This window comes from Candidatus Pantoea communis (assembly GCF_011752685.1).
Lineage (GTDB): Bacteria > Pseudomonadota > Gammaproteobacteria > Enterobacterales > Enterobacteriaceae > Pantoea > Pantoea communis.
Window position 1 is genome coordinate 120,903 of the sequence record NZ_VWXC01000014.1, and the last position, 25,464, is coordinate 146,366.

A 25,464-nucleotide genomic window follows, 5' to 3' on the forward strand; every position below is an offset into this window, starting at 1 on the left:
GGATTATGCAGATCTGCGCACAGACTATGCAAACAGATGAGCAGGGCGACGAAAGCCGCCCCGCAAGCGAATTACTTGAACAGATCCGCGGTCACGGTCAGGTTGCCACCGCTTTGGTTAGACCACTGACGCGTGATGTGATAGTACTTCGCACCTTTTTCCACGGCACGTTTGCCCACAGCATCAGAGATCTCTGTTGGCGTACCGAAGTGGTCAGAGAAGGTGATGGTATCAAACGGCTGCATCTGAGCCGCAGTAATCGCATTCACTTCCTGCACGCTACGGCCATCCGCCAGTTTCACCGTATAACGTTCACCGGTGGAGCTTTGCGTTTCAAAGAAACGGCCTACGCTACGACTTGGCGTATCAGAAGAGGCAACGCCAGGGATAGCCACTTTCTTCGCTTCTGCACCGCCCGCGGCTAAAGCGGCTTTACCGGCTTCAGAATCGGCTGGGATGGAATCGGAGACGCTCTGCACTTTGCGCTCTGGTGCATCGGCTTTATAGACATAAGCCGTCACGTACTGGTTGCCGCCGTTGTTGGCATCAACCTGACGCACAATAAAGAAGGAGGCTGCGCCTTTGTCTTTTGCCTGTTTAGCTATCGCTTCATTCACATCAGGCTGGCTGGAGAAAAAGCCATTGACGGAAACGGTATCGAATGGCTCTAAACGATACGCTTCCGCTTTCGGCAATTCTTTCACGCCGTTAAACATACGGTATTTGGTGGTCTCATCCGCTTTTGGCGCATTCGCTTTGTAAAGATCCGCCGTTACGCGCCAGTTGCCGCCGTTGCCGTTGGTATCGTTAATGCCCTGCACATAGAAGGAGTCAGCGCCTTTTTCATCGGCTGCTTTGGAGATGGCATCGGTGGCATCGCCAATAGCATTAAAGCGACCGTTGATATTAATACGTTTGAATGGCTTCAACGCGGCCGCTTGTTCTGGCGTCAACTCTCTGGCGGCAAATGCATTTGCTGCCAACAGTGATAACAAGGTGGTCGCCAGAATGGTGTTCTTCAGCTTCATAAAAATGATCCTTCGCCTTACGCAAAATGAGTACGAAAACGTGCTGGACTCTTGATGTATAACAGATTAGCCGCTGATTATTGCATGTAATAATCAACCTGTCTCAGCCAATTTATGCGCATAAGATTGACAATCTCCGCAAATTATTCATCGACATGTCATTTACCTATGCTATGGCTTTTTTTTGACCGCTTTACCACTTATTCTGGTAACACATAGCATCATAATAGTTAAAGTACTGTTAAATAAAGGTTTTTAAAAACACTAAATTCGACATGACACGATTTTGCGCAGCAGAATATTTTTTATTATGTCGCAAAACTAGTGGCAAAAGGTGGCATTCAATCTTTGCATCTGAATATTAGTGTGAATGTCATAAGTGTGCGTTATCGCTGTGGATCACTTTTCACATTTTCAGTAGGTTATAAAGACTTTGTTACATTGCGCATTTTGCTCATAAAAAGCTGAAACGCTGTTTCAGCCTTATGGGCTTGTGCCACTTACAGAACCTCATCCTTTAATTGTTGAAAGGAAACAGTATGTTAATTGGGATACCCAAAGAGCGGTTAGCCAATGAGTCGCGCGTTGCTGCAACGCCAAAGACCGTTGAGCAACTGATCAAGCTGGGATTCAGCGTCACGGTCGAGCAGGGCGCAGGTATTCGCGCAAGTTTTGACGATGAGAGCTTTATCGCCGCTGGTGCCACTGTCAGCACCACCGAAAGTGTCTGGCAGTCTGATATCGTGTTAAAAGTGAATGCGCCAGACGATCAGGAGATCGAACTGACACGCGCGGGCAGCACTTTAGTTAGCTTTATCTGGCCCGCACAAAATCCGGCACTGCTGGAAAAACTGGCGGCACGTCAGGTTACCGTCATGGCGATGGATTCTGTGCCACGTATTTCTCGTGCCCAGGCACTGGATGCGCTGAGTTCCATGGCGAACATCGCGGGTTACCGTGCGATTGTAGAAGCGGCACACGAATTTGGTCGCTTCTTTACTGGCCAAATCACCGCAGCCGGTAAAGTACCACCCGCCAAAGTGATGATCATCGGTGCGGGCGTGGCGGGTCTGGCGGCAATCGGTGCAGCGGGCAGCCTTGGGGCTATCGTTCGTGCGTTTGATACCCGTCCAGAAGTGAAAGAACAGGTGCAGAGTATGGGCGCCGAGTTCCTTGAGCTGGATTTCGAAGAAGAAGCCGGCAGTGGCGATGGCTATGCCAAAGTGATGTCGGAAGCCTTTATTAAGGCAGAGATGGAGCTGTTTGCCGCGCAGGCGAAAGAAGTCGATATCATCGTCACTACCGCTTTAATCCCGGGCAAACCGGCACCGAAGCTGATTACCGCTGAAATGGTTGCCAGCATGAAGCCAGGTAGCGTGATTGTCGATCTGGCGGCAGCAACCGGCGGTAACTGTGATCTCACGGTAGCTGATCAGGTGACTCTAACCAGCAACGGTGTGAAGATCATTGGTTATACCGATCTGCCTAGCCGTCTGCCAACACAGTCCTCTCAGCTTTACGGTACCAATCTGGTCAACCTGCTGAAACTGCTGTGCAAAGAGAAGAACGGCGAAATCACCGTCGACTTCGAAGACGTTGTGGTACGTGGCGTCACCGTGATTCGTGACGGCGAAGTCACCTGGCCAGCGCCACCGATTCAGGTATCTGCTGCACCGAAAGCGGCGCAGGCGGCCATTGAGCCAAAAGCAAAAGTGGAAGCCAAACCGGTTTCACCGTGGCGCAAATATCTGCTGCTGGCATTGGCTGTGGTGCTGTTTGCCTGCCTCGCTAACGTGGCACCGCCAGAATTCCTCTCCCACTTTACTGTCTTCGCACTCTCCTGTGTCGTCGGTTACTACGTGGTGTGGAACGTCAGTCACGCTTTGCATACGCCATTGATGTCCGTCACTAACGCCATTTCCGGCATTATTGTGGTGGGTGCGGTGCTGCAGATGGGACACGGCGGGTGGGTGACTTTCCTTGCCTTCGTCGCAGTACTGATTGCCAGCATCAATATCTTCGGTGGATTCACCGTCACCCAGCGCATGCTGAAAATGTTTCGTAAGAATTAAGGGGTAACAACATGTCTGGCGGATTAGTGACTGCAGCATACATTGTTGCCGCAATTCTGTTTATTTTCAGCCTGGCTGGCCTCTCAAAACACGAGACGTCAAAGCAGGGTAACATCTTTGGTGTCAGCGGCATGGCGATTGCGCTGCTGGCGACCATCTTCGGCCCCAACAGCGGCAACGTGGCGTGGATCCTGCTGGCGATGGTGATCGGGGGTGCAATCGGTGTGCGTCTGGCGAAGAAAGTCGAAATGACTGAAATGCCAGAGCTGGTAGCGATTCTGCACAGCTTTGTCGGTTTGGCTGCCGTTCTGGTGGGTTTCAACAGCTACATCGATCATGCACCAGGCCTGGCGCCGGTGATGGAAAATATCCATCTGACGGAAGTGTTCCTCGGCATCTTTATCGGCGCGGTGACCTTCACCGGTTCTATCGTGGCGTTTGGTAAACTGCGTGGCAAGATTTCCTCAAAAGCGCTGATGTTGCCGCATCGTCATAAAATGAACCTGGCAGCGCTGGTGGTTTCCTTCTTGCTGATGCTGTGGTTTGTACAGACGAATAGCACCGGTTCACAAGTCGTCGCGCTGTTGTTGATGACGGTGATTGCACTGGTGTTCGGCTGGCATCTGGTGGCGTCGATTGGCGGTGCGGATATGCCGGTTGTGGTGTCGATGCTCAACTCCTACTCCGGTTGGGCGGCAGCGGCTGCGGGCTTTATGCTCAGCAACGACCTGCTGATCGTCACCGGTGCGCTGGTGGGTTCTTCGGGTGCCATCCTGTCCTACATTATGTGTAAGGCGATGAACCGCTCGTTCATTAGCGTGATTGCCGGTGGTTTTGGTACTGATGTGAGTGTCGGTGGCGAAAGCGAAGAAGAGGGTGAACATCGCGAAATCACGGCAGAAGACACGGCGGAATTGCTGAAAGGCTCAACGTCAGTGATCATCACCCCAGGCTACGGCATGGCAGTGGCGCAGGCACAGTACCCGGTGGCGGAAATTACCGAAAAACTGCGTGCGCGTGGCATCAAAGTGCGTTTCGGCATCCACCCGGTTGCTGGCCGTTTGCCTGGCCACATGAACGTGTTACTGGCTGAAGCCAAAGTGCCATATGACGTGGTGCTGGAAATGGACGAGATTAACGATGATTTCAGCGATACCGATACCGTGCTGGTGATCGGTGCCAATGACACCGTTAACCCGGCGGCACAGGAAGATCCGCGCAGCCCAATCGCTGGTATGCCCGTACTGGAAGTGTGGAAAGCGCAGAACGTTATCGTGTTTAAACGTTCAATGAATACCGGTTACGCCGGGGTACAGAACCCGCTGTTCTTCAAAGACAACACGCAAATGTTGTTTGGTGATGCGAAGGCGAGTGTAGAAGGTATCCTGCGCGCGCTGTAATCTGTATTGCGATTAAAAAAGGCGACCATCTGGTCGCCTTTGTTGTTTTAATCGTCTTCGTCTTCGTCTTCTTCATCGTCATAATCAATCGGCGATTTGAAATCGTCCGGTTTGATTGCCAGCAAATCACAGCGGAGGTGATCGATAACCTGCTCAGCGGTATTCCCCAGGAACGCGGCCGAAAGGCCAGTGCGGCCGATGGTGCCGAGTACCACAATTCCCGCCTCCAGATGAGAGGCGATATCCGGTATCACTTCCTCCGGCAAGCCTTTTGCTACATGGGTAAACTCTTCGCCGATAGAGAATTTCTGGCGTAGCGCTTTCATCGCCACCAGATGTTGTCCGCGAATCGCATCGTTATACACGCTGGGGTCAAAGTCGGGGAGTTCAATGGCGATATTGATTGGCGTGATGGGATAAGCACCGACAAGGTGCACTTCTGTGTGGTTGACCATATCGGCCAGCAGCACGGTTTCACGAATCAGCTTTTGGTTTAATTCATCGTGATGGGGCTCTTCACTGGCCAGATTGACCGCCACAACGGCTCTGCCACCTTCCGGCCACGGCTGATCTTTCACCATCCACACCGGGCAGGGGCATTTGCGTAGCAGATGCCAGTCTGTCGGGGTAAAAATCACTGCTTCCAGGCGATCGTGCTGATGGGCCATTTTCAGCACCAGGTCGTGCTGATGCGCCATCACTTCCTGAATGATCGCTTCATAAGGGCGGTTATGCCACACCACTTTAATTTCAATATCAACACCGGCCTCAAGATAGGCGTGGGCCTGTTGACGAATCCATTCAGTACGCTGACTGATCACACCTTTACGCATGTTGGATCGCTCATCAGGCGACAACAAGGTGGTCATTTCATAGGAGAAGTCGTAGATAGGCAGGAAAGCTTTGATTTTTCCGCCGATACGTTGATTCAGATACACCGCACGACGCAGCGCGGGTTGATCGTCCTGTTGGGCGTCAATCGCCACCAGAATATTTTGGTACCGGGACATAAGGCAATCTCCTCAAACCAAAGCAAGTTGGATTAAAGATAGCCTAAGTTGGCGCAGGGCAGAAGGGGAAAAGTTGTTGCCGGATCAATAAACTAACATTTATCGACCCGGCATAGAATCACGCAGCTTGTTCAGTCTGACCCGCCAGTTCTGCCAGCAACGCATGGTTCTCGATAGTGATATATTTGCCTTTCACGGCCAGCATGCCACTTTTCTGGAAGCGGCCCAGCAGACGGCTAATGGTCTCTACGGTTAGTCCCAGATAGTTACCAATGTCACCACGCGTCATGGTCAGGCGGAATTCACGTTGTGAGAAGCCACGTTGACCAAAGCGGCGTGACAAATTCCAGACAAAGGCCGCCAGACGCTCTTCCGCGTTTTTCTTGGAGAGCAGCAGGATCATATCCTGATCGCCTTTAATCTCACCGCTCATCAGACGCATCATCTGCTGGCGCAGTGCCGGCATTTTACCGGAGAGATCGTCGAGAGTTTCGAAAGGAATTTCACACACCATCGCTGTTTCCAGCGCCTGAGCAAAACTCGGGTGGTGCGCGCCGACAATCGCATCAAAGCCCACTAAATCCCCTGCCAGATGGAAGCCGGTAATCTGCTCGTCACCCTGTTCAGTAATGGTATAGCTTTTGATGGTGCCGGAGCGGATAGCGTAAAGCGATTTCAGTTCATCACCGGCTTTGAACAACGTCTGACCTTTCTGAATCGGCTTTTTGCGCTCAATGATATTGTCCAGCTGATCCAGCTCATGCTCGTTCAGTGTGAAAGGGATACACAACTGGCTGATACTGCAATCCTGACAGTGAATGGCACAACCGCCAGACTGAATACGTCGAATGCTGCGTTTTTCCGGGATCATATAGGTACGCTCGATGATTATTGACTGCCGTCAATTTTAACATTTTTACGCGTTAAGGGAACTCATCCGAGCAGTAATTCCCCTTAAACCCCCACTAACGTAGGGTATACCTGAGTTTGCGCAAGGTTTGCCTGACATTATTTTTTGACCTGGAACGTTTTGTTGCCATATTTACATCTGGTCATAACTTATCTCAGCGCAAAAAGTGACAGATGTGATGCCAAAAATCCTTTGCTACTATTTTGTTTTTGAGCGGCAACTTGCGCTCAGCAAACCACCAGGTGTGAGAAAACACCATGAACCTAGACGATGAAGACCTTTTCCGGGATGCCATGGGCGATGTGACGCCACTGAAAGATTGTGCCAATACCCAATGGTTGCGTTCCCCTTCGACCAAAGCGCCGCGCCCGACGCAAGCGAATGACGAACAGGAAAATTTCCTCACGCGGGGCTTTCTTGACATCATCCCGCTGACGACACCGCTGGAATACAAAACAGAAGGGATTCAACAAGGTGTTTTGGACAAGTTGCGGCTGGGGAAATATTCCCTGGACGCCAGCCTGAACCTGCTGCGCCAGCCGATAGAAACCTGTCGAAAGTCATTGTTCAGTTTCATGCTGCAGGCACGCAAGCAGGGGCTACGCAATCTGCTGATTATCCACGGTAAAGGCCGTGATGATGAAGCCCATGCCAATATCGTACGCAGTTATCTGGCACGCTGGCTGACGCAGTTTGACGAGGTGCAAAGCTTTTGCGTGGCGCAGCCCCAGCACGGAGGTGCCGGGGCATTGTATGTCAGTTTAAGAAAAACGGATCAGGCGCGGCTGGATAATCGTGAGCGCCACGCCAAACGCAGTCGCTAATTAGGTGTGAAATTTGCGAATGGTCGCCAGCAACACTTCGGCACTCAGGCTGAGATGACTGCCGCTGCGGGTGATAATCCCCACCGGCTCTCCCGGCCCAGGGGAGTTAATCGGCAGTGCAATAACGGCATTGTGGCTAAGATCTTCCTTGATGGCGCCTGAGGGGACAAACCACACATAGTCATAACGCAGGGCTAACTGACGCGCCAGCGAAGTGGATGAGGTTTCAACACAATTAGCGGGAAGCGCACAACCTTGCTCGTCCAGCATATGTTGAGCGATACGACGCGGGGCGGTGCCCTCCGGCGATATCACCACCGGCCACTGCATCGCGCGCGATAACGTGACGTTGTCACTGAGGAGCGGGTGTTCCGGACGTACCACCAGTTTAAGCGACTCAAGGAATAGCAATTCATAACTCAGACCCGCCATCATTTCACTGTCGGCCATGCGCCCAATGCCAATATCAAACTCACCCGCGCGCAACCCGGCCAGCAGAACATTATTATGTAATGTCGCCACTTGTACCGTGGTGTTCGGTTGTTGCTCGTGAAAGCGATCGAGAATCTGTGGCAGCATACCCATTGCCGCTGTGGTGAGCGCGCCGAGGCGAATCACGACCGGTCGCCCGGGTTGTGGGGCGTTAAAGCTTTGGCCTGCATGGTTAAGCGCATCCAGCACTTTTACCGCATGGACAAGAAATTGCTCGCCGAGCGTCGTTAACTGGGCACCGAGACGACCACGTTCAAACAGACGCGCGCCAGCCAGTTCTTCCAGCTCATTCAGGGTTTTTGAGAGCGCAGGCTGGCTGAGATTGAGTGTCTCTGCCGCGCGCCCCAGCGTGCCTTGCTGCGCGACCGCAACAAAGGTGTGTAAATGGCGCAAGCGAATGCGCTGATTGAAAAGGGAATTTTTGTCCATAGCCTCAAACATAATGACTTTTACCTGATGGCGGCAATGGGAAAACTGGAATTATGTTAACTTCACTGCAAAATTATATTAACAAAAACCCTGATATTGATAACCTGATGTTTTAAATAGAATTAGTAAAAATCAGCGCCAATGCAAAATTATCACCTATTGCAATATCAAGCGCTTAATCTCGCATAATTTGAATAATTCTCACTTACACCTAAAAATCCTGCCCGTTATTGTTAACGATGAGCTATCATTAGCGCCGTTTTTTTTACCAAAACTGATGATTAAACGATGAATGTGCAGGAGTTGATCCGTGACCACCGTTGAAGCCGTAGATGTTCGCCAGCTGATTAATCAGAGTGCGCTTAGCCGTTGGCAAAAACGCCTGATTGCGCTGTGCTTCATCGTTGTTGCGCTGGATGGCATGGACATCGCGCTGATGGGCTTTATCGCTCCTACATTGAAAGCCAGTTGGGGCGTCACTAATCATCAGCTTGGCATGGTGATCAGCGCTGCGCTGATTGGCCTGGCCTTAGGTGCCATGGTGGCGGGGCCATTGGCCGATCGCTACGGGCGGCGTGTGATGATACTGCTCAGCGTGGGTTTTTTTGGCTTGTGGACGCTGGCCACCGCCATGGCGCAAAACATCGATCAAATGATGTTATTCCGTTTTCTCACCGGCCTTGGCCTCGGAGCCGCCATGCCAAACGTTGGAACGCTGGTAGCAGAGTATGCACCAGAGCGTCGACGTTCATTCATTATCACCGTGGTGTTCTGCGGTTTCACCTTTGGTGCCGCATCGGGCGGATTTGCAGCTTCCTGGCTGTTGCCTCGCTATGACTGGCACTCCGTGATGTTGATGGGTGGCGTCTTGCCGCTGATTGTTTTGCCTTTCCTGCTGCGCGGCTTACCGGAATCCGTGCGCTTCCTGATTAGCCGTCGTGCACCTGCTGCACGTATACATTCCATTTTGGATCGCATGCTGCCTGGCGTCGTTGAGCCGAACAGCCATTACCAGTCCACTGAACAGGTTGTCGTGCGGCGTGGCGCAGTGGCGACGGTGGTTTCCCGGCGATATCTCTTCGGCAGCCTGATGTTATGGGGCGGCTACTTTATGGGGCTGTTCCTCGTCTATCTGATTGGCAGCTGGATGCCCTCGCTGATCAACACGCTGGGAATGTCGGTGACGGAAGCCGCCATCGTTACGGCGATGTACCAGGCGGGCGGCACGGTAGGTTCGCTGTTTGCGGGCTGGCTGATGGATCGCATCAATGCCAATATCGCGCTGGCGGTGATCTACTTCTGTGGCGGCATTGCGATTGTCGCGCTCGGCTTCTCCCCGGCGGAAGTGGGATTAATGAGTGCCATCGCCTTCTTTAGCGGCTTCTGCTTTAACGGCGCCAATACCGGCATGAATGCGCTGTCCGCCAGCTATTACCCTACGCACGCGCGTGCGACCGGTTCCAGCTGGATGCACGGTGTGGGTCGTGTCGGTGCGATTATGAGTGCTTTTGTCGGCGCAGAGCTTCTTTCGCTCGGGTGGTCGTTCAGCCAAATCTTCCTGTTGCTGGCGATTCCAGCGGTGCTCACCACGATCATGCTGGCCCTGAAATGTCGCTTTGGTGACCCGTCAGACCGGGCTGAGTGACAGGGCGATCACAGTTCCACGAAATTCCTCCACGGCGATAAAGGGTTGATCTACATTAGCAACAACCCTTAACGCCGAGGTGATGACCATGGAAAACTTTCTCACCAGCGATGCGATTCGCACGCTGTTCTCACAAGCTATGTCCAGTATGTATCAGCAGGAAGTGCCGCAATATGGCACCCTGACGCAACTGGTCACGGCCGTGAATGAACGTACGCTGGAAGCACAACCCGCTTTAAAAAATCGCCTCGCTGCCGCCGATGAACTGGACCGTCTCAGCGTGGAACGTCACGGTGCGATTCGTGTGGGAACGGCAGAAGAACTCAGCACGCTGCGCCAGATGTTTGCGGTGATGGGGATGGAACCGGTGGGATATTACGATCTCTCCCAGGCGGGCGTGCCGGTTCACTCCACCGCTTTTCGTCCGGTTACGGACAGCGCATTGCGCCGCAATCCGTTCCGCGTGTTTACCTCTCTGTTACGTCTTGAACTGATTGATGATGCCGCGTTGAGAGAAAAAGCCGCTGCGATTTTAGCCGCGCGCGATATTTTCACGCCGGGTTGCCGCGCATTGATCGCGCAACACCAACAGCAGGGCGGTTTAAACGCTGCGGACGCGGCGCTTTTTGTCAAAGAGGCGCTGGAGACCTTCCGCTGGCATGCCCACACCACTGTGGACAGCGTGACCTACCGCGCACTGAGTCAGCAACATCGATTAATCGCCGATGTAGTGTGCTTCCAGGGGTGCCACATCAACCATCTGACGCCGCGCACGCTGGATATTGACCGCGTGCAAACGTTGATGCCCGCGCGCGGTATCGATCCCAAAACCCTCATTGAGGGGCCACCACGGCGCGAGGTGCCGATCCTGTTACGTCAAACCAGCTTTAAAGCGCTGGAAGAGGCAGTGCATTTTAATGACGGCACCCCCGGCACACATACTGCGCGCTTTGGTGAGATCGAGCAGCGCGGCGCGGCGCTAACCCCCAAAGGTCGCACACTCTACGACCGTCTGTTGGCGGAAGCGGGCACCGGCAGTGATAACCAGCATCATCAACAGCATCTGAGCGCGGTGTTTCGCGATTTCCCAGATGATGAAGATACCTTGCGCGAACAGGAACTGGCGTGGTTCCGCTATCGTTTGACCGCTAAGGGCACCCAGCATCCTCCGCAAACGGGAGAAACTCTGGTTCAACTGCTTGCTGAAGGGCGCGTGCAGGCAGAACCGATAGTGTATGAAGATTTTCTGCCAGTGAGCGCAGCGGGGATATTTCAGTCTAATTTAGGCGACGAAACGCACGCACGTAGCGCGGGCAATGCCAGCCGGGCGGATTTTGAAGCCGCGTTAGGTGCAGCGGTGCAGGATGAGATGGCGTTGTATCAGCAGATGCAGCAGCGCAGTCTGGCTCGTTGCGGTATACGTTAAGGGCATAAGAAAACCGGTCTGTGAAGTGGCATCAGCACTTCAGCAGACCGGCTTCATTTCTTTTGATTTTTATTGCAAGCGCGAATCACGCACCAGCGTGTACTTCCCGGCACCCAAGAACATGATGGCGAGTGCGCCCAGCAGATAAAGCGCCTCTGTTTCCAGAGACCAGGCGCCAACATCTGTGCGATGCCAGACCGCGCCCATTTTTACCAGCAAGGTCGCAACAACCATGTTCACCGCAATAATGAAAGCCGCAGGGCGCGTCATTAAACCGATGATCACCATGACAGGTGCCACTATTTCCCCGATGTAAGCACCGTAAGCGATGAAACCTGGCATGCCTTTAACGGCCAGCATATGAGCGATCCAGTCGATGCCATGCATCACCTTGAATTCGCCATGAAATAACAGCAGGCCGCCAAACGTCAGACGTAACAGCAGTTTACCGAAGTCCGGGTGATCGCTCATCCGATTGAACATCTGGTTGATACCACCAAACATCGCGCTTCTCCGTCTCGCCAGGTTAACTTGTAACCTTAATGCAATTCGCCATGCCAGGGTTAGCCAAATAATTTGATGGAGATGTTCAATGGATCGAAAGCATATTCGGCTTAATCTGCAAATGCTTTCAGAACATGGACATTCGCTCAAGGCCTGCAAATAATGGAACCAAGCTTGATCTGGGAACCCGAGATGAAAAACGAACGACGTCTGAGGATCATGACCGCAGAGGGTGAACTCAGAGGCCTGATTGACGATGATCTTTTTGTCTTCAAGGGAATACCTTACGCCGCGCCACCCGTGGGTGCACTGCGCTGGCGCCCGCCGCAGCCGGTTGCACACTGGCAAGAAGTACGTGAAGCCACGCAATGGGGTGATGCCAGCTGGCAAAACCGGGATTATTGCGTGGCAGTGGGTGGCGGCGATCCGGGCCGGTTCAATGAGGATTGTCTGTACCTGAATATCTGGACCCCAGACGTTGAGCCCTCCCGCCCCTTGCCGGTGATGGTGTGGCTGCACGGCGGGGGCTTTACCATCGGCGCGGGTAGTCTTGATCCCTATCGTGGCAAAGCCTTAGCCGCGCAGGGCGTCGTCGTGGTCACGCTCAATTATCGTCTTGGCCATTTTGGCTTTTTCGCCCATCCGGCGCTGGATGCTGAATACCCGCAAGAAGCGGTGGTGAATAACTTTGCCTTGCTGGATCAAATCGCTGCGCTGCAGTGGGTTCAACGCAATATTCCTGCCTTTGGCGGCGATCGCCAAAATATCACACTGTTTGGCGAATCATCGGGGGCGCGCAGCGTGTTGTCTTTGTGCTGTTCTCCGCTGGCTGAAGGGCTGTTCCACAAAGGTATTGTCCAGAGTGCCTACAGCTTGCCGGATGTGCCGCGCAGGAGGGCGCAACAGATCGGTAAACAGGTTGCAGCGCATTTTGGCCTGCCGGATCACGCCTCTGCCGAACAGCTTCGTCAGTTACCTGCCGATCAATTCTGGCCGCTGCAACGTCCACTGGGATTAGGTCCGGTGGCAATCAGCGGTGATGCGGTGCTCCCCAAACCGATGCTCGAAACCTTTATGGCCGGTAAACAGCATCGGGTGCCGTTGATGGTGGGAAGTAACAGTGATGAAGCCAGCGTACTGGATTATTTTGGTGTTGATCCTGCAACAGTGCTACAACAAATTCGTCGCAAAAATCGCCTGAGTTATGGCCTGATGAAATGGCTATACGATATTCACGACGATACCTTACTGGGCCGGGCAGTGGCGCGAGACATGGCGTTTACCGTGATCCCGTTGCTGGTGGCGCAGTCTCAACACAGTATTGGCATGCCAGCCTGGCGATACTGGTTCGACTATGTTTCAGAGAACGCCCGCGACCTCTATCCAAATGGCACCTGGCACGGCAACGAAATCCCCTATGTATTCAACACGCTGACCTCACTGAAACCGCTGCCTGAGCGGGATTACACTGCCGCAGACAAGCGCTTCGCCGACATGGTCAGTACTTATTGGGTGACCTTCGCCCGGGATGCCAGTGAGTTTAGCTATCGGCTGCAGGGCAAAATCGACTGGCCGGTGTGGCGTCCCCGTGAAGACCTGACATTAGCCCTCGGTGATCAGGGTAAACCGCAAGTGGTGTTGAAGGCGCGTTTTATGCGTGGGCGGCTGCGTTTGTTCCGTCTGATGATGCGCAGCCACGTTAAGCTTTGATGAGCAGGCTAATAGTGAAATTGAGCAAATGAATTTATAAGGCAAATTTTCGGCTAATCCATTGATTATCAGTAATAACATTTCCTATCCGGCTTAAGCAGACAGCAATTAATTAGCTTATTAAACCGTTACATTTTCCCAATCCACTGCCGATAAACGCAATATGCCCGATTTTATCGGGCCTCCTACGCGTTTCACACCAAGGGATTATGTATGGGAATCTTAAAAAACTTCACTATTCGCGCCGTCATGCTGACTATTCTCGGGCTGTTCTGCCTGCTGTGGTGCGGTGTCGGATTATTTAGCGTGCACTCGCTCAATGCCCTCGGCGAAGGGAATGAGATAGACCGTGAGCTGGTTAATCAGATGACGGTACTGAGTAAAGGCAACGATCAATATTTTCGTGTGGTGACGCGTCTATCCCGCGTGATGGAAGGGCGTGCATCGGGCGCGGCAGTGAGCGCGGATGCCTTCGCACCGGTGCAACAGGCGCTGGAGAGTATGAAAGCGCAGCTGGTGCAATTCAAAGCGATGGCACCTGGCCCGATGGACAGTGAAACGGTTAACAGCGTTATCGCCAGCTGGCAGAAATTGCTGGATGAGGGGATCGCGCCGCAGGTGTCGCTGGCACAGCAGAGCACCGTTGAAGCTTATCGCACACAGGCTAATAACGTGACGCCCGCCCTGAGCCGCGCCTTTGGCACCAGCGCGGAGGCGTTTAACAAAGCCGCAGGCATTAAGCTGGATGAAACCCGTGTCACCGTTGATAAGCTCACTAACATTACTAAGGTGATTATTTTAGTTGCTGTGGTGTTCGGTCTGGTGATTTTGCTGTTCACCGACCGTTATCTGGTAGCGATGCTGGTGAAACCACTGGAGCGCGTGCGTAACCATTTTGCTGTGATTGCCCAAGGCGATCTTAGTCAGCCCGTGGAAGATTTCGGCCGCAACTGTGTCGGCAAACTGGTGCCGCTGCTGCGTGCGATGCAGGACAGCCTGCGTGAAGCCGTGAGCGCCATTCGCAGCGGAACCGAGAATATCTATCGCGGCGCGGCAGAAATCTCATCCGGTAACAACGATCTCTCCTCCCGTACCGAAGAGCAAGCGGCCGCGCTGGAGCAAACGGCTGCCAGCATGGAGCAGCTCACGGCAACGGTGAAATTCAACGCCGACAACGCCCGTCAGGCCAGTTCACTGGCAGAAACGGCTACCGGCACCGCGCAGCAGGGCGGCCGTCTGGTAGGGGAAGTGGTCACCACCATGCAGGGCATTTCCGGCAGTTCGAAGAAAATTGCTGAGATTACCAACGTGATCAACAGCATTGCTTTCCAGACCAACATCCTGGCGCTTAACGCCGCCGTTGAAGCCGCGCGTGCGGGCGAACAAGGCCGTGGTTTTGCGGTCGTGGCCAGTGAAGTGCGTAATCTGGCACAGCGCAGTGCCGGGGCGGCGAAAGAGATCGCCACGCTGATTGAAGATTCCGTCCAGCGCGTGGATAAGGGCTCTGCGTTGGTCAGCAGCGCAGGCAGCACCATGAACGATATTCTGAAGTCGGTGCAGGATGTGAATGAGATCATGAAGCACATCGCGGCCGCCTCCGAAGAGCAGAGCAAGGGCATTTCGCAAGTTGGCACCGCCGTCACGGAAATGGACAGCGTGACTCAGCAGAACGCCTCGCTGGTGGAGCAGGTTTCTGCGGCGGCAAGTGCGCTGGAGCGTCAAACGGAAGAGTTGCAGGCTTCTGTCGCGAAATTCCGTCTGTCGGACAGTGCGCCGTTAGGTAAAGCTCAGGCCGCGCCAGCCAGCACCGTTCTGCGCCGTCCGCTGTTAACCAGTACGCCTGTCGCTCAATCGAAGTCGGCCAGCGCCGATGAGTGGGTTTCATTCTGAGGCTGACACAACCACGCCACCAGATCCGGCAGGAACGGTGGCGCATCCTGTTCTGCGCACTGTAAAAGGCTGTACGCTGCCCCGGTGGCCACGCTGTTGGCAAACGGGGCAATCAAGCGACCATTCGCCAAATCATTTTGCACCAGTGTCACATCCGCCACAGTTGCACCAAAGCCCTGAATCGCCGCGCTGATGGCCAGATCCATAGTAGCAAAGTGCTGATTGCGTGCCATCGGCACAGTGGCCGCTTGATCCGCCAGCCACATTTGCCAGTCGCGGGAATCATTGGTGGGATGCAAAAAAGTAAACCTCGCCAAATCGCTGATGCCCACGGGTGGCGTGATGTTGCTGCCCAGGACCGGTGTCAGTCGCTCATCAAATAAACGAATGGAACCGGCAGGCGGCGTGCCAAACACAATCGCCGCATCATAATTTTCCAGCTGTGAAGCGTGGTCCAGCGTAGTGGTCAGTGCCACATGAATTTCCGGCCGCTGTTGCTCCAGCGCCACCAAACGTGGCACCAGCCAGCGCATGGCACAGGTGGGCGCTTTCAGGCGAATTGAGGCATTGCTGCGGCTGGCTTTCTCGGTGGCATTCACCAGCATGGCATAACCTTGTTGCAGTTCGGGCAACAGCGCCGCGCCTTGCTCGGTAAGATGCAGACCACGCGCATGGCGTGCAAACAAGGGAAATCCCAGCCAGCTTTCCAGCGTGGCGATTTTACGGCTCACCGCACCCTGCGTAATGCATAATTCGCTGGCGGCGCGCGTCAGGTTAAGATGGCGTGCGGTGACCAGAAAAGCATGGATGGCATTCAACGGCAGGGCGGAGCGGGACATAACGACCTCAAGCTATGATTTTTAATCATGGCTATTATGACAACAATTCGCTTGTCGACTCAAGCGTCTCACCGTTGAATAGAAATCTACTTTCCTTACGTGGTTATGCAACCTTGTGGAGCAACGATGACCTTGAATAGCAGTGTTAACATCTCTTCCAAACAGCCCGATGTCGGCACGACGATTTTCAGCGTCATCGGCCAGCTGTCAGCACAACATAAAGCCATCAACCTGTCGCAAGGTGCGCCGAACTTCCCGTGCGATCCGCATCTGGTGGAGCTGGTCAGTAAAGCCATGCGCGAAGGTCATAACCAATATGCCTCTCTGACCGGTTTACCGGCGCTACGTGAAGCGCTGGCTGAAAAAGTCGAGACCCTTTATGGCCAGCGCTATGATGCGGGCAGCGAAGTGCTGATCACCGGCAGCGCCAGCCAGGGTATTTACATGGCGATTTCGGCGCTGGTGCATCCTGGTGATGAGGTGATCTTCTTTGAACCGGCGTTCGACAGCTATGCGCCGGTGGTGCGTTTACAAGGTGCAACCCCGATTGGACTAAAGTTGCAGGTGCCGGATTTTGCGATCAACTGGGATGAACTGCGCGCCACCATCACGCCGCGCACCCGCATGATCATCATCAACACCCCGCACAACCCAAGTGCGCAGGTGCTGACGCCAGCCGATTTGGAGCAGCTGGCGGCCTTAACCCGCAACACGGATATCGTGGTACTGTCCGACGAAGTGTACGAACACATCCTGTTTGATGGCCGTGCCCACTGCGGCATGGCAACCCATCCGGAACTGGCACAGCGCAGCGTGATCGTGTCTTCATTCGGCAAAACCTTCCACGTCACCGGCTGGCGCGTCGGTTATGCGCTGGCACCGGCCGCGTTGATGGAAGAAATTGTGAAGGTGCATCAGTTCATGATGTACGCCGCCGATACGCCAATGCAGGTGGGTTTTGCGCACTATCTGCAGAATCCGCAAAACTATCTGCAGCTGTCACCGTTCTATCAGGAAAAACGCGATCGCCTGCTGTCATTGATGCAAGATTCGCCGTTTAAGTTGCTGCCAAGCGCAGGTTCCTTCTTTATGTTGGCCAGTTACGGACATTTCAGTGACGAAAGCGACAGTGAAATGGTAAAACGTCTCATCGTCGATCACGGTGTGGCCACCATTCCGTTGTCGGCGTTTTATATGGACGGCACTGACAATAAATTAATTCGCCTGTCATTCGCGAAAGACGACGCAACACTGCAGGCTGGCGCGGAAGCGCTGTGCCGGGTTAAAGGGTAATTAGGGGAAGAATAATGAAAAAGTTAAACGCACTGTTTGTGGCGCTGGGTATGCTGACTTCTGCACACGCACTGGCACAGGAAACCTTACGCTACGGTCTGGAATCCCAATATCCGCCGTTTGAAAGCCGCAACGCACAGGGCGAGCTGGAAGGTTTTGATATCGAACTGGGTAAAGCGATTTGCGAAGTTGGCAAATTCGACTGTAAGTGGGTGGAAAGCAGCTTTGATGCGCTGATCCCGGCACTGCAGGCGAAAAAGTTTGATGCGATCAACTCGGCGATGAACATCACTGAAGCGCGTGCCAAAAGCATCGATTTCACCAAGCCCATCTACCGTATTCCGACCATGCTGATCGTGAAAGAGGGCGAGAAAGTCCTGCCAACCGCCGAGTCACTGAAAGGCAAAAACATCGGCGTGCTGCAGGGTTCAATCCAGGAAACTTACGCTAAGAAGCACTGGGAGCCTCAGGGCGTGACCGTGACCTCTTATCAGGACCAGAACCAGGTTTATAACGACATGGTGGCGGGCCGCCTTGATGGCACGCTGGTGATGTCTGCTGCGGGTCAGTCTGGTTTCCTAGATAAGCCACAGGGCAAAGGTTTCGCCTTTGTTGGCAAGCCGGTTGAAGATGACACCATCCTCGGTTCCGGTATCGGTTTCGGCCTGCGTAAGGGTGATGCCAAGCTGAAAGGTGAACTGGATGCGGCTATCACGAAAGTGCAGGCTGACGGCACCATCACCAAGCTGGCGGCGAAATTCTTCCCTGGCATTGATGTGACCGCAGCGAAATAACATCAAGCGCCACTCTGGCGCGCTGCGCCGTTAAAACCGGATTAAATTAAGGCTGCCATTGTTCATCTATGGCAGCCTTTTTCGTTTACGTCGAAGTGGGTGGCATTGCCTCCCAACGGTTGCCGGACCCTCCCTGTGCCTCTGACAGCATTAAGATCTGCCGGTAAAGTTCTTGCTTATTTCGCCGCCAGATAACACAGCGCTTCGGCCACCTGATAGGATTTCACAAACGAGGGCACCGGCAAAAACTCAAAGCGTGAATGGAAATTGTGTGCACCGGTAAAGAAGTTCGGTGTCAGCAATCCTTTGGCCGATAAAGCCGCACCGTCTGTGCCGCCGCGCATCGGGATGACTTTCGGCTCCACACTCACTTGTTCGAGCGCCGCAAATATCAAGTCAATCGCACGACGATCTTCCCCAATAGCATTACTAATGTTGCTGTAGGTATCGTTAATGGTGAGTGAAACATGCCCGGTAGGATAAAGCGCGGCGATCTCATCCGCGACTTCCACCAACTGCTGTTTTTTCTGATCGAATCCCTGTAAATCAAAGTCGCGAATCGAGGCTTTCAACACCGCACGGCTGGCGTTGGCATTGATATCGTTAAACCAGATATAGCCTTCGCGTCCTTCGGTATGTTCTGGCGTGGCCAGGCGATCGAAACGTGAAATAAAGTCGTGCGCCATCAGGAGCGGATTCACCAGCACGCCTTTACCGGACATCGGATGCGCCGGCACGCCGGTAAACACCAGTTCCGCCGCCGCCGCATTGAAGTTCTCATACACCACTTCGCCCAGCTCACAGCAGTCGATAGTCCAGGCAAAATCAACGTTAAAGCGTGTCTCCAAATCCAGCGCTTTGGCGCCGCGCAATCCAATCTCTTCATCCGGCACAAATGCCACCACAATGTCGCCATGATCGCCTTTGAGGTTTTCCATCAGCGTCATGACCACCGTCACCGCCGCTTTGTTGTCGGCGCCGAGCACGCTGGTGCCATCGCTAAAGATGATCTCTTGACCGTGATAGGCCGCAATCTCCGGGTGTTCCGCTACGCGCAGCCAAATATCTTGCTGCGCGTTCAGACACAAATCATCGCCGTTAAACGTCAGGGTTTGCGGGTGGATATCCGGTGATAAACCCACGTCAACCGTGTCGATATGGGTAATAAAGCCAATGCGCGGTGCATCAGGCCGATTGCCTGGTTTCACTGCCGTCACCGTGGCATGCTGATCGATGACGATATCCTGCAGCCCAAGCTCACGCAGTTCCTGCGCCAGCAGCTCCGCCATCGCATGTTGTGAAGGGGTGCTGGGCAGCGTGGTGGATTTGGCATCGCTCTGGCTGGAAACCGCCAGATAACGGTAAAAACGTTGGGTCAGTTGGCGCGCGAGTTGTTCTGTCATCACATTTCCTTATTAGCTTTGCGCGATGTGCATTACACACATCGGATAAATCGTGTTATTTATCAATACATACCGATGCGGGCTCATGGAAGTCAACAAAAACGAGGATCACAATGAAAAAGATGATGGCAAAGTTCACACTCAGCGCGTTGTGTTTAGCGGTAGCAGGCGGGGTATCGGCAAAAACGCTGGTTTACTGTTCTGAAGGTTCGCCTGAGAATTTCAACCCACAGCTGTACACCTCGGGAACCAGTGTGGATGCCAGCGCAGTGCCGATTTTCAATCGCCTGGTAGACTTCAAGCCCGGCACCACAGAACTGGTGCCAAGCCTGGCTGAAAGCTGGGATATCAGCCCGGACGGCACGGTATACACGTTTCACTTACGCAAAGGGGTTAAATTCCAAAGCAACAAACTGTTTAAACCCTCGCGCGACCTGAATGCCGATGATGTGATCTTCTCGTTTATGCGTCAGATGGATCCCAAAAACCCCTACCACAACGTCTCCGGTGGCAACTACAGCAATTTCGATAGCCTGGAACTGGCGAAGCTGATCAAGAATATAGAGAAAGTGGATGACAATACGGTGCGCATCACGCTGGCGCATGCGGAAGCGCCGTTCCTCGCGGATTTGGCCTGGTACTTCGCCTCCATTCACTCTGCGGAGTATGCCGATCAGATGCTGAAGGCCGGTACGCCAGAAAAAGTGGACATGGAGCCGATCGGCACCGGGCCATTTGAGCTGGTGCAATATCAAAAAGACTCCCGCATTCTCTACAAAGCCTTCCCGGATTACTGGCAGGGCAAAGCGAAACTGGATCGCATTGTCTTTTCCATCACCCCAGATGCCTCAGTGCGCTATGCCAAGCTGGAAAAAAACGAGTGCCAGATTATGCCGTTCCCTAATCCGGCCGATCTGGAAAAAATGCGCACCAATCCTGACCTGACGCTGGAACAGAAATCGGGACTCAACACCGGTTTCCTGTCGTTCAACACCACTAAAGCGCCGCTGGATAACGTTAAAGTCCGCCAGGCGCTGGCGATGGCCATTAACAAGCAGGCGATAATTGACGCGATCTTCAAAGGCACCGGCACGGTGGCGAAAAATATTCTGCCGCCGGATGTCTGGAGCGCCGACAAGGATCTGAAAGATTACGATTATGATCCGCAGAAAGCCAAAGCGTTGCTGCAGGAAGCGGGCATAAAACCCGGCACCGAAATCTCACTGTGGGCAATGCCGGTACAGCGTCCTTACAACCCGAATGCGCGACGAATGGCAGAGATGATTCAGGCCGATTGGGCGCAGGTGGGCATTAAAGCCAACATCGTCAGTTATGAGTGGGGTGAATACCTGAAGCGCGTGAAGGGCGGCGAGCATCAGGCGGCGCTGATGGGCTGGACCACGGCGACTGGCGATCCGGATAACTTATTCGGCCCGCTCTACAGCTGCACCTCGGCCAATGGCGGCTCCAACTCCTCCAAATGGTGCTATCAGCCGTTCGAGAAGATCATCACCGAAGCGCGTGCTGAGCAAAACCATGACAAGCGCGTCACCCTGTATCGCGAAGCGCAGCAGATGATGCATGACCAGGTGCCTGCCGTGATGATCGCCCATTCGACAATTTTCGAGCCGGTGCGCAAAACGGTGAGCGGATATACCGTCGATCCGTTTGGCAAACATATTTTCTATCCGGTCGATATTAAGGATTGATGATGGCAGCGGGCAATCCAAAGGCGGCCCGCTAGATTGCCAAAATCCTGGCGATTATGGCTTCCAGCGTTGACGCAACGGCTCTTCCAGCGCGTTCATTTGCTGCAGTAAAAACGTCATAAACACATTCAGGGCGGCACTGCGAGGTCGCCCTGATTGCGCCTGTAGCTGCAGGTTGCGCTGACTCAACTGATCAATTCCCACAGAACGTAATATCAAGCCGTGCGTTTCCGCCTCTTGCAGCACGGTAAAGGCGCTGCAAATGGTCAGGGCCAGCGGTGTACGCAGCAAGAAGTGGAACAGCGTTGAGAAGGTATCGCAGGTGATCAGCGGTTCAATCAAATTGCCGCTCATATGGCTCGCCAGCTCAAACAGCTGGCGCACCGTGGTGTTTTGTTGCGGCAACGCCAGCGGATAGTGGCTGACATCGTTCAGGGTCACGTGTGTTGCGCTAGCCAGCGGATGGCTCTGATGCATCACCAGCAGCACCGGGGCAGGCCATGAACCGATCACCTCCACGCCGCGTTCAGCGTGCAAGCTGAATTGCAGTGCCAGATCGCATTCACCACTGCGCAATAACTCGGCGACACCTTGCGTACTCGCCACTTTGATATCAAACAGCACGCCGGGATTATCCTCACGGAAGGCGGCAATCATGCGCGGCAGCAGCGTAAAGGCCAACCCATCGGTACAGGCCACACGAATCAGCGTGCGTCGTACGGCCTTTAATCCTTTGATTTCTGCCAGCGCGTATTCCATCTCCAGCATATTTTTGCGCACGTGATGGGCGTAAATTTCACCGGCTTCATTCAGCACCATACCGCGCGCATGGCGATCGAACAGCGGTACGCCGACCTGATTTTCCAGTCGCTGGATCTGCCTGCTGATGGCCGACACCGCCACAAACAGCTGTTCACTGGCCGCGCTGAGCGAACCGGTATTGGCGACAGCCAGAAAATAGCGGATCTCGTTGCTTATCATGCGAATGCCTCATGCTGGTGCATGCCTCGAAATCGGGCAGCGGAGCTTTGCCAAAAAAGCAAATCATACTCGATAAATTGATAATTGTGGCAAAGCAAGGTTTCCGCAAAGATGACAAAACCAAAATACCAATAAAAGACATGCAAACATGACAGCTCAAGAAGCGGTACAACAAGCCACCGCCTGGTTCGACAGCGGGGAGTTTCAGGAAACACTGGCCCGACGCGTGGCACAGCGCACCGAAAGCCAGCGCCAGGATCGCGACAACGAATTACAGCGTTACTTGCAGGATGAAATAGGCCCTCAGCTGATCGCACTGGGGTTTACGCTGCACTTTATCGATAACCCTGAAGCCGCTCATCGCCCGTTCCTGGTGGCGGTGCGCATCGAAGATCCGTCACTGCCGACCTTGCTGAGCTACGGCCATGGCGATGTGGTGTTCGGCGATGACGAAAACTGGCGCGAAGGCCTATCGCCGTGGCAGTTGGTGGAAGAAGGCGATCGCTGGTACGCACGCGGCAGCGCGGATAACAAAGGCCAGCACTGCGTTAACCTTGCTGCGCTGGAACAGGTGTTCAAGGCACGTGGTGGACGACTCGGATTCAACTGCAAAATGCTGTTTGAGATGGGTGAAGAGATCAGCTCGCCGGGTCTGGCTCAGCTGTGTAAGCATCATGCAGAACTGCTGAAAGCCGATCTGTTTATCGCATCTGACGGTCCGCGTCTCAATGCGGTGCGTCCAACCCTGTTCCTTGGCTCCCGGGGTGCGGTCAACTTCCGTCTCACCGTCGCCGCGCGTGACAACGCCTATCACTCAGGTAACTGGGGCGGCTTATTGACCAATCCGGGTACTCAACTCGCCAACGCCATTGCTTGTCTGGTGAACGAAAGGGGCGTGCTGCAGGTTGAGGCGCTGAAACCTGACTCTCTCACTCAGCAAGTGCGCGACATCCTCAGCGACATCGAAGTGGGGGGGATGCCAGGTGATCCAGAGATTGATCCCACCTGGGGCGAGCCGACGCTTTCTCCGACAGAAAGACTCTACGGCTGGAATACACTGGAAGTCCTCGCGTTCCTGACCGGCAATCCTGCGCGTCCGATGAATGCCATTCCCGGTGAAGCCACGGCGGTGTGCCAGTTGCGCTTTGTGGTCGGTACCGATTGGGAAAACCTGGCACAGCATGTTAGCGAGCACCTGGCGCAGCACGGTTTTGGCTACGTAAAAGTGGAGTTTATGCGCGGCTCACCGGCGACGCGACTCGATCCTACCGATCCGCTGGTGGATTGGGTGCTGGCGAGCATGGCAGAGACCAGCGGCAAAAAACCGGCGCTGCTGCCGAATCTGGGCGGTTCACTGCCCAACGAAGTGTTCTCAGACATTCTCGGCCTGCCAACCTTGTGGGTGCCGCACTCCTACCCGGCCTGCGGTCAGCATGGCGTCAACGAACATATGCTGAAGTCGATTGCGCGTGAAGGTCTGCAAATTATGACCCGACTGCTGTGGGATTTGGGCGAGCAGGGCAGCGAACTGGTGGCTAAACACCGTCTGCACGCAGGAGGTGCTGCATGAGTACGATTAACACGGCTGCCCCATTGAGCAGCACCAAACCAAATCTGCACAAAACGCTGTTTGCCACCTGTATCGGTAATGCACTGGAGTGGTTTGATATTGCGGTGTACGGCTTCTTTGCCAGCTACATTGCCCATGCGTTCTTCCCCACCAGCGATCCCTCGGTCTCTTTGCTGCTGACCTTTGGTAGCTTCGGCGTCTCCTTCCTGATTCGTCCGTTAGGCGCGATTGTGCTGGGTAACTATGCCGACCGCCACGGGCGTAAAAAGGCGCTGCTGCTATCCATTAACCTGATGATGCTGGGCGGCGCAGTGATCACCTTTATGCCGAGCTACGGCACTATTGGTTTGATTGCGCCGTTGCTGATTCTGCTGGCGCGTTTGGTACAGGGCTTCTCAGCGGGTGGCGAATTCGGTAGCTCAACGGCGTTTCTGGTCGAGCATTTCCCGGAGCGCAGGGCGTTTATCGCCAGCTGGCAGTTTGCCACGCAAGGCGCGAGTACGCTGCTGGCCTCGGCGTTTGGATTGGGGTTGACGCAGATCCTCACGGAGAGTCAGATTCAGGATTGGGGATGGCGTATCCCGTTTGCCTTCGGTCTGCTGATTGGTCCGTTGGGGATCTATATCCGCCGCCATGTGCATGAGCCTGCCAGTTTTGAAGCGCAAGCGCCGGAAGCCGCTCCGCTGAAACGTCTGTTCGGGCGTCAGAAGGAGCTGATGCTGCTGGCGATTGGCTTAATGGTGATCTCCACCGCAGTAAACTACATGCTCAACTATGTGCCAACTTACGCCACCAAAAACCTACATCTGCCAGGTTCCGCCGCTTTCACTGCGACCTTGCTGGCAGGGGTGATCCTGACGGTGGTGACGCCGCTGATGGGCTTACTGGCGGAGCGTGTTGGCCGCGTGCCGTTGATGTGGGGCTCGCTGATCCTGTTGATCATCACTATCTATCCGGCGTTTAAGCTGGTGGTGAATCACACCACGCCGACCACCTTGATAATCCTGGTGTGCTGGATGGCGTTGCTGAAATCGATCTATTTCTCGACGGTACCGTCGGTGATGGCCGACTTGTTCCCAATTGGTACTCGCGCCAGTGGGATGGCGATCAGCTATAACGTCGCGGTAACGGTGTTTGGTGGTTTTGCACCGCTGATTTGTACGCTGCTGATCACTGCCACCGGCACCAGCCTGGCACCCGGTTATTACCTGATGGCGATGTCGGTACTGAGTGGATTAGCCTTGCTACGCAGCCAGAAGCGCATCGCTTAAAGGCGGTTGAGCGGATTAGCTTTGCCCCTTATCTAAAAGCGAAGAGCTTAGACATACCGGAGCTGCGCATTCCATTGCGCAGCCTGAAGAAATGCGCCAGTTATGGCACGACTTCACCTCATAACGATACCTGGCTGGTGGAGTTGCCCCCGCTAAAACGGACACGGTTAATTTATAGCTAGTAGCGAACTTCTGTATTCCCTTGGTGACTGCATTTTCAGCCCTTTATGGGGATGCCAGTTATTATAGTCTTCCATCCATTCT

The 25,464-nt window shown here is 54.0% G+C and carries 20 protein-coding genes; 12 read left to right on the forward strand and 8 right to left on the reverse strand.

Annotated elements, in window-relative coordinates; all coding sequences use genetic code 11:
- Nucleotides 1-71: 71 nt before the first annotated feature.
- Nucleotides 72-1,028, reverse strand: coding sequence for a DUF1471 family protein YdgH (gene ydgH / locus F3J37_RS18720; RefSeq protein ID WP_166935075.1), 957 nt, complete (start codon nt 1,026-1,028; stop codon nt 72-74).
- 539 nt (nt 1,029-1,567) lie between these two features.
- On the opposite strand from ydgH, the gene pntA reads away from it, so the two are divergent.
- Together pntA and pntB are read left to right on the forward strand one after the other, a co-directional pair.
- The gene (gene pntA / locus F3J37_RS18725; protein WP_034830919.1) at nt 1,568-3,100 is read left to right on the forward strand and encodes a Re/Si-specific NAD(P)(+) transhydrogenase subunit alpha; all 1,533 of its coding nucleotides are present in this window, start codon (nt 1,568-1,570) and stop codon (nt 3,098-3,100) included.
- An 11-nt stretch (nt 3,101-3,111) separates the two neighbouring features.
- Nucleotides 3,112-4,500, forward strand: coding sequence for a Re/Si-specific NAD(P)(+) transhydrogenase subunit beta (gene pntB, locus F3J37_RS18730; protein ID WP_034830917.1), 1,389 nt, complete (start codon nt 3,112-3,114; stop codon nt 4,498-4,500).
- Between the two features lie 47 nt (nt 4,501-4,547).
- On the opposite strand, the gene uspE is transcribed toward pntB, so the two are convergent.
- Both uspE and fnr read right to left on the reverse strand, forming a co-directional pair.
- Nucleotides 4,548-5,510, reverse strand: coding sequence for a universal stress protein UspE (uspE, locus tag F3J37_RS18735; RefSeq protein WP_166935077.1), 963 nt, complete (start codon nt 5,508-5,510; stop codon nt 4,548-4,550).
- A 118-nt stretch (nt 5,511-5,628) separates the two neighbouring features.
- Nucleotides 5,629-6,381, reverse strand: a complete 753-nt coding sequence (gene fnr / locus F3J37_RS18740; protein ID WP_034830913.1) for a fumarate/nitrate reduction transcriptional regulator Fnr — start codon at nt 6,379-6,381, stop codon at nt 5,629-5,631.
- A gap of 296 nt (nt 6,382-6,677) precedes the next feature.
- On the opposite strand from fnr, the gene smrA reads away from it, so the two are divergent.
- A complete protein-coding gene (gene smrA, locus F3J37_RS18745) occupies nt 6,678-7,244 on the forward strand; it encodes a DNA endonuclease SmrA (protein ID WP_034830911.1) in 567 nt (188 codons plus the stop codon).
- Here the strand turns inward: smrA and F3J37_RS18750 are convergent, their stop codons facing one another.
- Entirely contained in the window at nt 7,245-8,165 is a 921-nt protein-coding gene (locus tag F3J37_RS18750) for a LysR substrate-binding domain-containing protein (RefSeq protein WP_034830936.1), read from the reverse strand.
- Nucleotides 8,166-8,475: 310 nt separating this feature from the next.
- Between F3J37_RS18750 and F3J37_RS18755 the strand changes: the two genes are divergently transcribed.
- Entirely contained in the window at nt 8,476-9,810 is a 1,335-nt protein-coding gene (locus F3J37_RS18755; protein ID WP_166935079.1) for an MFS transporter, read from the forward strand.
- Between the two features lie 88 nt (nt 9,811-9,898).
- Nucleotides 9,899-11,236: a 2-oxoadipate dioxygenase/decarboxylase HglS gene (hglS, locus tag F3J37_RS18760; protein WP_166935081.1), complete on the forward strand. Its 1,338-nt coding sequence runs from the start codon at nt 9,899-9,901 to the stop codon at nt 11,234-11,236.
- Nucleotides 11,237-11,305: 69 nt separating this feature from the next.
- Here hglS and F3J37_RS18765 read toward each other — a convergent pair whose 3' ends face one another.
- A complete protein-coding gene (locus tag F3J37_RS18765; protein ID WP_166935083.1) occupies nt 11,306-11,740 on the reverse strand; it encodes a DoxX family protein in 435 nt (144 codons plus the stop codon).
- Between the two features lie 192 nt (nt 11,741-11,932).
- Between F3J37_RS18765 and F3J37_RS18770 the strand changes: the two genes are divergently transcribed.
- Nucleotides 11,933-13,450, forward strand: a complete 1,518-nt coding sequence (locus tag F3J37_RS18770) for a carboxylesterase/lipase family protein (RefSeq protein WP_166935085.1) — start codon at nt 11,933-11,935, stop codon at nt 13,448-13,450.
- Nucleotides 13,451-13,663: 213 nt separating this feature from the next.
- Complete coding sequence (locus F3J37_RS18775) at nt 13,664-15,340, forward strand: methyl-accepting chemotaxis protein (RefSeq protein WP_034830905.1); 1,677 nt, start codon at nt 13,664-13,666, stop codon at nt 15,338-15,340.
- Here the strand turns inward: F3J37_RS18775 and F3J37_RS18780 are convergent.
- Nucleotides 15,298-16,179, reverse strand: a complete 882-nt coding sequence (locus F3J37_RS18780) for a LysR substrate-binding domain-containing protein (RefSeq protein WP_166935087.1) — start codon at nt 16,177-16,179, stop codon at nt 15,298-15,300. The genes F3J37_RS18775 and F3J37_RS18780 overlap by 43 nt on opposite strands.
- 126 nt (nt 16,180-16,305) lie before the next feature.
- Between F3J37_RS18780 and F3J37_RS18785 the strand changes: the two genes are divergently transcribed.
- Nucleotides 16,306-17,472 (forward strand): methionine aminotransferase, encoded by a 1,167-nt coding sequence (locus F3J37_RS18785; protein ID WP_034830903.1) that lies wholly within the window; start codon nt 16,306-16,308, stop codon nt 17,470-17,472.
- A gap of 14 nt (nt 17,473-17,486) precedes the next feature.
- The gene (locus tag F3J37_RS18790; RefSeq protein ID WP_058962084.1) at nt 17,487-18,266 is read left to right on the forward strand and encodes a transporter substrate-binding domain-containing protein; all 780 of its coding nucleotides are present in this window, start codon (nt 17,487-17,489) and stop codon (nt 18,264-18,266) included.
- 176 nt (nt 18,267-18,442) lie between these two features.
- Here the strand turns inward: F3J37_RS18790 and pepT are convergent, their stop codons facing one another.
- Complete coding sequence (gene pepT / locus F3J37_RS18795) at nt 18,443-19,669, reverse strand: peptidase T (protein ID WP_166935089.1); 1,227 nt, start codon at nt 19,667-19,669, stop codon at nt 18,443-18,445.
- 113 nt (nt 19,670-19,782) lie between these two features.
- On the opposite strand from pepT, the gene F3J37_RS18800 reads away from it, so the two are divergent.
- Nucleotides 19,783-21,378: an ABC transporter substrate-binding protein gene (locus F3J37_RS18800; RefSeq protein WP_166935091.1), complete on the forward strand. Its 1,596-nt coding sequence runs from the start codon at nt 19,783-19,785 to the stop codon at nt 21,376-21,378.
- Nucleotides 21,379-21,432: 54 nt separating this feature from the next.
- Here F3J37_RS18800 and F3J37_RS18805 read toward each other — a convergent pair whose 3' ends face one another.
- Nucleotides 21,433-22,359 carry a LysR family transcriptional regulator gene (locus tag F3J37_RS18805; protein WP_166935093.1) on the reverse strand — a complete coding sequence of 309 codons (927 nt, stop codon included), beginning with the start codon at nt 22,357-22,359 and terminating at the stop codon, nt 21,433-21,435.
- A gap of 148 nt (nt 22,360-22,507) precedes the next feature.
- Between F3J37_RS18805 and F3J37_RS18810 the strand changes: the two genes are divergently transcribed.
- Both F3J37_RS18810 and F3J37_RS18815 read left to right on the forward strand, forming a co-directional pair.
- Nucleotides 22,508-23,929, forward strand: coding sequence for a M20 family metallopeptidase (locus F3J37_RS18810; protein ID WP_166935095.1), 1,422 nt, complete (start codon nt 22,508-22,510; stop codon nt 23,927-23,929).
- A complete protein-coding gene (locus F3J37_RS18815) occupies nt 23,926-25,200 on the forward strand; it encodes an MFS transporter (RefSeq protein ID WP_166935097.1) in 1,275 nt (424 codons plus the stop codon). The genes F3J37_RS18810 and F3J37_RS18815 overlap by 4 nt, the downstream gene beginning before the upstream one ends.
- Nucleotides 25,201-25,464: the final 264 nt, after the last annotated feature.